Raw genomic sequence first — 6,266 nt, forward strand, 5'->3', positions numbered from 1 at the left:
TGTGTTGGATACCATTGCCAAGAGCCCAGCTGAGCATCCTCTGGTGGGCTCTTGGCAATGGTATCCAACACAAGGCAAAGGTGAGGAAAACAGCTCAGAGGTTTCTGGTCACTACTATGCTTTGTATCCTCGCAGTTGGTTTACCTATAAAAATGTCTTTCAGACTGAACTAACCTGTGAGCAGTTTTCCCCGATTTGGGCAGGATGTTATCAGGAAAGTAGTTACCCAGTGGCGGTGTTTGAGTGGACGGCTCACAACCCTACTGATACCCCGATTACCCTTAGCATCATGCTCACTTGGCAGAATATGGTGGGTTGGTTTACGAATGCGATTAAAAATCCAGAGGTGCGGGTAAGGGATGATGGCAGTCCGGTGTATGAGTACCAGCCTCGGTGGGGAGATAGTACGGGGAATTTGAATCAGTGGGTTGTGGATCACTATCGGGTCGGATTTGTTCTAGACCGGGTGAGACTGGGGGATGAGATTAAAGAAGGGGAAGGGCAATTGTGCCTCGCTACAGTTACTAATCCCAGTATGGAGGTATTTTACCACGGTCGCTGGAATCCAGTTGGTGATGGTGCTGAGGTTTGGGATACCTTTGCTACGGATGGTAGCTTGGTAGACCATCAAGATGAAACCCCAGCGGCACCAGGAGAACAAATTGCGTGCGCGATCGCAATTCGCTTTACTCTTCGTCCAGGTAAAACCCGCAAAATTACCTTTATCCTGGCTTGGGACTTCCCGGTGACAGAATTTAAATTAGGTATTAACTATTACCGGAGATACACGGATTTTTTTGGACGCAACGGTAATAATGGCTGGTCAATGGTGCGCACTGCTCTCAAGCACCATGATCTGTGGCGAGAACAAATTGAATCATGGCAAGAACCGATTTTAAATCAGGAGGATTTACCGAATTGGTTCAAAATGGCCTTGTTTAATGAGCTTTACTTGCTCACGGATGGCGGTACTCTCTGGACAGCAGCAACTGAACTTGACCCAATTGGACAGTTTGGTGTATTAGAATGTCTAGATTACCGTTGGTACGAAAGCCTGGATGTGCGGCTCTATGGTTCTTTTGCCCTAGCAATGCTGTGGCCGAAACTGGATAAAGCGGTGTTAGAAGCCTTTGCCCGAGCTATCCCGACCAGCGATGAAACAATACGTATTATTGGCTACAACCAAGCTCAAGCTGTCCGTAAAATTGCGGATGCTACTCCCCATGACCTAGGAGCGCCCAATGAGCATCCTTGGCAACAGACCAATTATACTAGCTACCAGGATTGTAACCAGTGGAAGGATTTAGCCAGTGACTTTGTTTTACAAGTCTATCGGGATTTTGTTTTTTCTAGCGCTACAGATATAGACTTTTTGTGGGAGTGCTGGTCATCCATTGTCAAGGCACTGGCTTATCTCAAGGGGTTTGACCAAGATGGAGATGGGATCCCCGAAAACTATGGCGCACCAGATCAAACCTTTGATGATTGGCGATTGCAGGGAGTAAGTGCTTACTGTGGGGGGTTGTGGTTAGCGGCCTTAGAGAGTGCGATCGCAATTGGAGAAATTCTGACCAAGAATTATCCACCAACATCCCCATTAGTAGAAGTACCTGAGCTAGATTCCATTCAAGACACCATTGACTGCTATCGCCAATGGTTAGCACAAGCTATGCCAATTTATCAAGAAAAGCTGTGGAATGGGCAGTACTATCAACTAGATAGTGAAAGTGGCTCAGATGTGGTGATGGCAGACCAGTTATGTGGTCAATTTTATGCTCAGTTACTGGGATTACCGGATATTGTGCCACCAGAGTGTACTCTCTCAGCCCTCAAGACTGTGTATGATGCCTGTTTTTTAAAGTTCCATCAGGGTCAACTGGGAGCAGCTAATGGAGTCAGACCCGATGGCACACCAGAAGATCCCGATGCTACTCATCCGATGGAAGTCTGGACAGGAATTAATTTTGGATTAGCAGCATTTCTGATTCAGCAAGGGATGAAAGATGAAGCTTTACGTATGACTGAAGCAGTCGTGAGCCAGGTTTATGATCATGGGTTGCAATTTAGGACACCAGAAGCGATTACAGCAGCAGGGACATTCCGAGCTAGTCACTATTTGCGAGCCATGGGCATTTGGGCAGTTTATCTAACAGTGGGGGTTTGGGGGAGCAATAAGACCCCCACTAACCTTTCAGGTATGGTGGTGAGATACACGGACTCGCCGAACTTAATTTAATCGGCTCAATACCGATTAAATTAAAAATTATCTGACCCTACCTGCCCTTGGAAATGCTCTATAATTAAGGCATGTTGACACTTAACTACCGCTACCGAATCTACCCAGATTCTGCTACTGAACAGGTATTGAAGGAGTGGATGAACATCTGTCGTGGGGCTTACAACTATGCATTGCAGGAGATCAAAGATTGGTGCAGAAGTCGCAAGTGTTTGATTGACAGATGCTCTGTTGTTTCTGAATATATCATTCCCGCCGACGCCAAGTTTCCCGACCAAATCAGACAGCTTAACAACTTGCCAAAAGCAAAGATTGAATTTCCATTACTCAAGGAAGTTCCTTCTCAAGTTTTGCAGCAAGCAGTTAAACAGCTGCACCGAGGGTGGGAGTATTTTAAGGCGAGAGGGTTTGGTTTTCCCAGGTTCAAGAAGCAAGGACAGTTCAAGTCTTTGTTGTTCCCGCAGTTTAAGAAGAATCCCATCAGCTCAGATCACATTAAGCTGCCGAAAATTGGAGCGATTGCGATCAACCTGCATCGCCCTATTCCTAGGGGCTTTGTAGTTAAGCAGGTTCGTATTTTGAGAAAGGCTGACTGTTGGTAAGCATCTGTAGTGATCCAATCGGATGTCAGTATTCCCACCCCCATGCCCCATGGTGATGCGATCGGAGTAGACCTGGGGCTGGAGAAGTTTTTGGCAACCAGTGATGGTGAACTCGTCAAAGCGCCAAAGTTTTTTAGAAGTCTGCAAAGCAAGCTGCAATTGCTGCAACGTAGACTCAGTAGGAAGCAGAAATGGTCTAAGAATTACGAGAAACAACAGCTGAAGATAGCGAGACTTCACCACACCATTGACAACAGCCGCAAAGATTTCCACTTCAAACAAGCCCACGCTCTGTGCGATGCCGGGGATATGGTCTTCATGGAAGATATCGACTATCGCATCATGGCCAAAGGCATGTTTGGGAAGCAGACCCTTGATGCTGGCTTTGGACAATTCCGCCAGATTGTCCAGTATGTGTGCTGGAAAAGAGGGAAGTTTTTTGCTGTTGTCGATGCTAGGGGGACATCTCAAACCTGTCCCGAGTGTGAAGCTATTGTCAAAAAAGACCTGAGTGTCAGGGTGCATAGCTGTCCGAGTTGTGGATATACCACAGATAGAGATGTCGCCAGTGGTCAGGTAATTAGAAATAGAGGGATAGCGCTGATCAGTACCCTAGGGCTTAGGGGAATGGAAACTGCCTGTGCAGACGGTCTACCGGGGATTGGGGAAACTCAATCTAGGCAAGTGTCGAAAGCTCGTAAGAGAACAACCAGGAAGCCGAAGAAGTGATTCTTTGGAAGCCTACACCATAATCTTTGATTTGGGGTAGGAGGATGTCACTTAATGCTTAAGGATAATACCAACTAGAAAAAGACAGGTAATGGCGGGGGTTGTGTACCCTTAGTGATGAGATTAGTTATGGGATGCTCCTTGGCCTTGGCCTATTGGCCACGCTACGCGAATGGGCCACGCTACGCGAATGGAGCCGCTACGCGATTGGCCGTAGGCCACGCTACGCGAACGCATTGCCACACTATCAGCAAGATGGGCTAATCACTGGTTTCTCAACGGAAAATCCGATAGGCAAATTTTATAATGTCCTGATGATCAACTGACCAATAAGAAGGTAGCTAAGGGAGCAATCCTGATTGATATTCCAAACTACAGCAGCTTGGGTATCATCAAGATGATAGTTAAATTTATTGCTGTTTCGGTCAATTTCTTACCTGGTTGACTGAATTTTATAGCTGCAAGGGTTTATTTTAACATAGTGAAATCAACCTTGGCAATAGTTTTGTTGGGTTTAGCTACCACTCAACTGCTCTCTACATAAAATCAAGGGTGTTAGGAGTAAAGTCACTCACTCAGATTTGTTACTTGTAAGCATTCAGGTATCAGCACAACAGCCGTCAGTTTTTCAATCAAGCAAAACTTAGGAATTTTCCTGAGGGGAACGAGTACATCAGTTATCTTGGACAACCTTGGCCTTGGCCTATTGGCCACGCTACGCGAATGGGCCACGCTACGCGAACAATCAGCCGATAGCTGATAGCTCTAAGCTGAATGCTTACTGTTCCGTTAGTCTAACTTTCGGTAATTATCTAAGTATAGGCTCTGACTTGGAGTGATCAATTACAGATATCACAAACAATTAAGAGGATAAAATAATGAAATTCACTTACCGTGGTATTACCTATGAAAATAAACCGGTAACTTTTGAGATGAAATTAGAAAAAATTGTTGGTAAGTATCGTGGTATCCGTTGGCGACAGCCAAAGCTGAACGGTGTGCTTTTACCGGAAGCGATCGGTAAATTAAAGTATCGTGGGGCATATTATCTCCACGTTGTTTGGGGTAAACCGATTGATTTTACTAAGCAACGTTACGGAGCAAAGCATCCTTGTTCTAAATAGCTAAGCTATTGCCTTATCCCATATCAGCTATAGCGCCAATCGGCCTTAGCTGAATGCTTAGATACATAAGCTATAGAGTATCTTGAAATTCTTCCTTAAGTTGGGCTTTGGGTAATCTACCATAGCAACACTATTACTAAACTAAGGCAAAAGGCTTCCATGGAAAAGGCTTCAATTGCTTACCCAAATTGCCACAATACTTGGCACAATACTATAGATGCTTTGGATGCCTTCCCGTAGGGGTGCGGAAAGCCCGTTATATCCTTGGGACGCTTCTGCTGAGGAAAACCTCTGGATGATTGGTTCAGCTAGTGCGCCTCCTTATAGCTAGAAACTGGTGGCGAACACCAGGTTATGATATAGGTTAGTACCCAAAGACTAACTAGTCGAAACTAATCACCGTTCGCGTAGCGTGGCCCAAAGGCCATGGATGGATATGGCTTGAAGCTCCACTCCTGCAGTGGACAAGGGAAGTTCCGTAGCACTCCTTCTAAGGAGAAGGACAAAGGCTTCCAAAAGAAAGTAAAAAACATTTATATGTAGATACTGCGAATTAGCATTTGTCTCTGACTAACTGATTCAAAAGCGAATAATAGCAGGTGCTTACAAATTTTTTACGATATCCACGCTAAGGTAATCCTAGTCAAGAGGTTTTGAGTTTTATTCGATAGTGATTATGTCCCATCATCTCATCTTCAGAGAATCACGGACTCAGGTTTTTGTACCTGTGAAAATTGCATCCTCACCTCCATCTACCATTCCCAAGACGTCTGGCTCTGCTGGGCAACTGGGGAATTTTAATCATTGGATTTTTGTGTCTATTGGACTAGCTTTAGTGGTGATTGGATTAGTAGTGTATGGTAAGCTGCAATTCAAGGATAGGGACAAAAAGCTCAAATTGGAGCAGTATAAAACTGCTGATCTCCGAAAAAAGTTAAAGCTGGCGCTTAATACCATCCGGAAAATGGAATCAAATCCCGATTTGGTTCACTCGCGGGAATTTAATCTGGACTACCTCAGAATGCGAATGGAAGAAGAGGTATTCCACTTTGGAGTTATCAATCAAATTAAAATTCGAATAAAACAGTTAATCAGTATAGCATTACGACCTACTCAAGACTCTAGAAATGTTATCGGTGTTGCTAGTACGTCAGGTCGTAAAATTAATGAAATATTTGATGTTAAGTACGAGACTGAAATTCGAGGTAAACGCAGTGTGGGAGTGCTTTTCCGTATTCAAGTTAAGTTAATGAAATTACCCACTCAACGCACCTCGGCAACCGTTAGCCAAATTATTGACTGTATTGAAACATTTCTTAGTCCAGATGCGGACAATGATACCTGGCAACCAACAATTCAAGGACGTATTGTTTGCATGCGTTGGGATCAAAAGGCAAAACCAACGCCATTATTAGTATTGGAGCAATCCACTGAAGGGGTTAATGTTACTCTAAGAACCAAACGGGTTGGGATGACGTAATACCAATTTAATTGATAGTAGTTTTCAATAGTTTTAGGGAGTAGGGAGTAGGGAGTAGGGAGTAGGGAGTGTGGGGAGATGGGGAGATGGGGAGA

At 44.7% G+C, this 6,266-nt stretch carries 6 protein-coding genes and 1 pseudogene; 6 read left to right on the plus strand and 1 reads right to left on the minus strand.

Features of this window, described 5'->3' with window-relative positions; translation table 11 throughout:
- The 5 genes and pseudogenes from F6J94_RS28140 to F6J94_RS28160 form a co-directional block, all read left to right on the plus strand.
- The coding region (locus F6J94_RS28140) for a GH116 family glycosyl hydrolase (RefSeq protein WP_293046459.1) at window positions 1–2,236 on the plus strand (2,236 nt) is incomplete at its 5' end.
- A gap of 71 nt (window positions 2,237–2,307) precedes the next feature.
- Window positions 2,308–3,567 (plus strand): annotated as a pseudogene (locus F6J94_RS28145) (RNA-guided endonuclease InsQ/TnpB family protein).
- A 114-nt stretch (window positions 3,568–3,681) separates the two neighbouring features.
- On the plus strand, window positions 3,682–3,831 hold the full coding sequence (locus F6J94_RS28150) for a hypothetical protein (protein WP_293046463.1): 150 nt from the start codon (window positions 3,682–3,684) through the stop codon (window positions 3,829–3,831).
- A 428-nt stretch (window positions 3,832–4,259) separates the two neighbouring features.
- Window positions 4,260–4,406, plus strand: a complete 147-nt coding sequence (locus F6J94_RS28155) for a hypothetical protein (protein WP_293046466.1) — start codon at window positions 4,260–4,262, stop codon at window positions 4,404–4,406.
- Between the two features lie 39 nt (window positions 4,407–4,445).
- Complete coding sequence (locus F6J94_RS28160) at window positions 4,446–4,691, plus strand: DUF4278 domain-containing protein (RefSeq protein ID WP_293021970.1); 246 nt, start codon at window positions 4,446–4,448, stop codon at window positions 4,689–4,691.
- 392 nt (window positions 4,692–5,083) lie between these two features.
- Here F6J94_RS28160 and F6J94_RS28165 read toward each other — a convergent pair whose 3' ends face one another.
- The gene (locus tag F6J94_RS28165; protein ID WP_293046468.1) at window positions 5,084–5,224 is read right to left on the minus strand and encodes a hypothetical protein; all 141 of its coding nucleotides are present in this window, start codon (window positions 5,222–5,224) and stop codon (window positions 5,084–5,086) included.
- 143 nt (window positions 5,225–5,367) lie between these two features.
- Here F6J94_RS28165 and F6J94_RS28170 point away from each other — a divergent pair, with 143 nt between their 5' ends.
- Window positions 5,368–6,171, plus strand: coding sequence for a hypothetical protein (locus F6J94_RS28170; protein ID WP_293021971.1), 804 nt, complete (start codon window positions 5,368–5,370; stop codon window positions 6,169–6,171).
- Window positions 6,172–6,266: the final 95 nt, after the last annotated feature.

This window comes from Moorena sp. SIO1F2 (assembly GCF_010672755.1).
In the GTDB taxonomy this organism is placed as follows: domain Bacteria; phylum Cyanobacteriota; class Cyanobacteriia; order Cyanobacteriales; family Coleofasciculaceae; genus Moorena.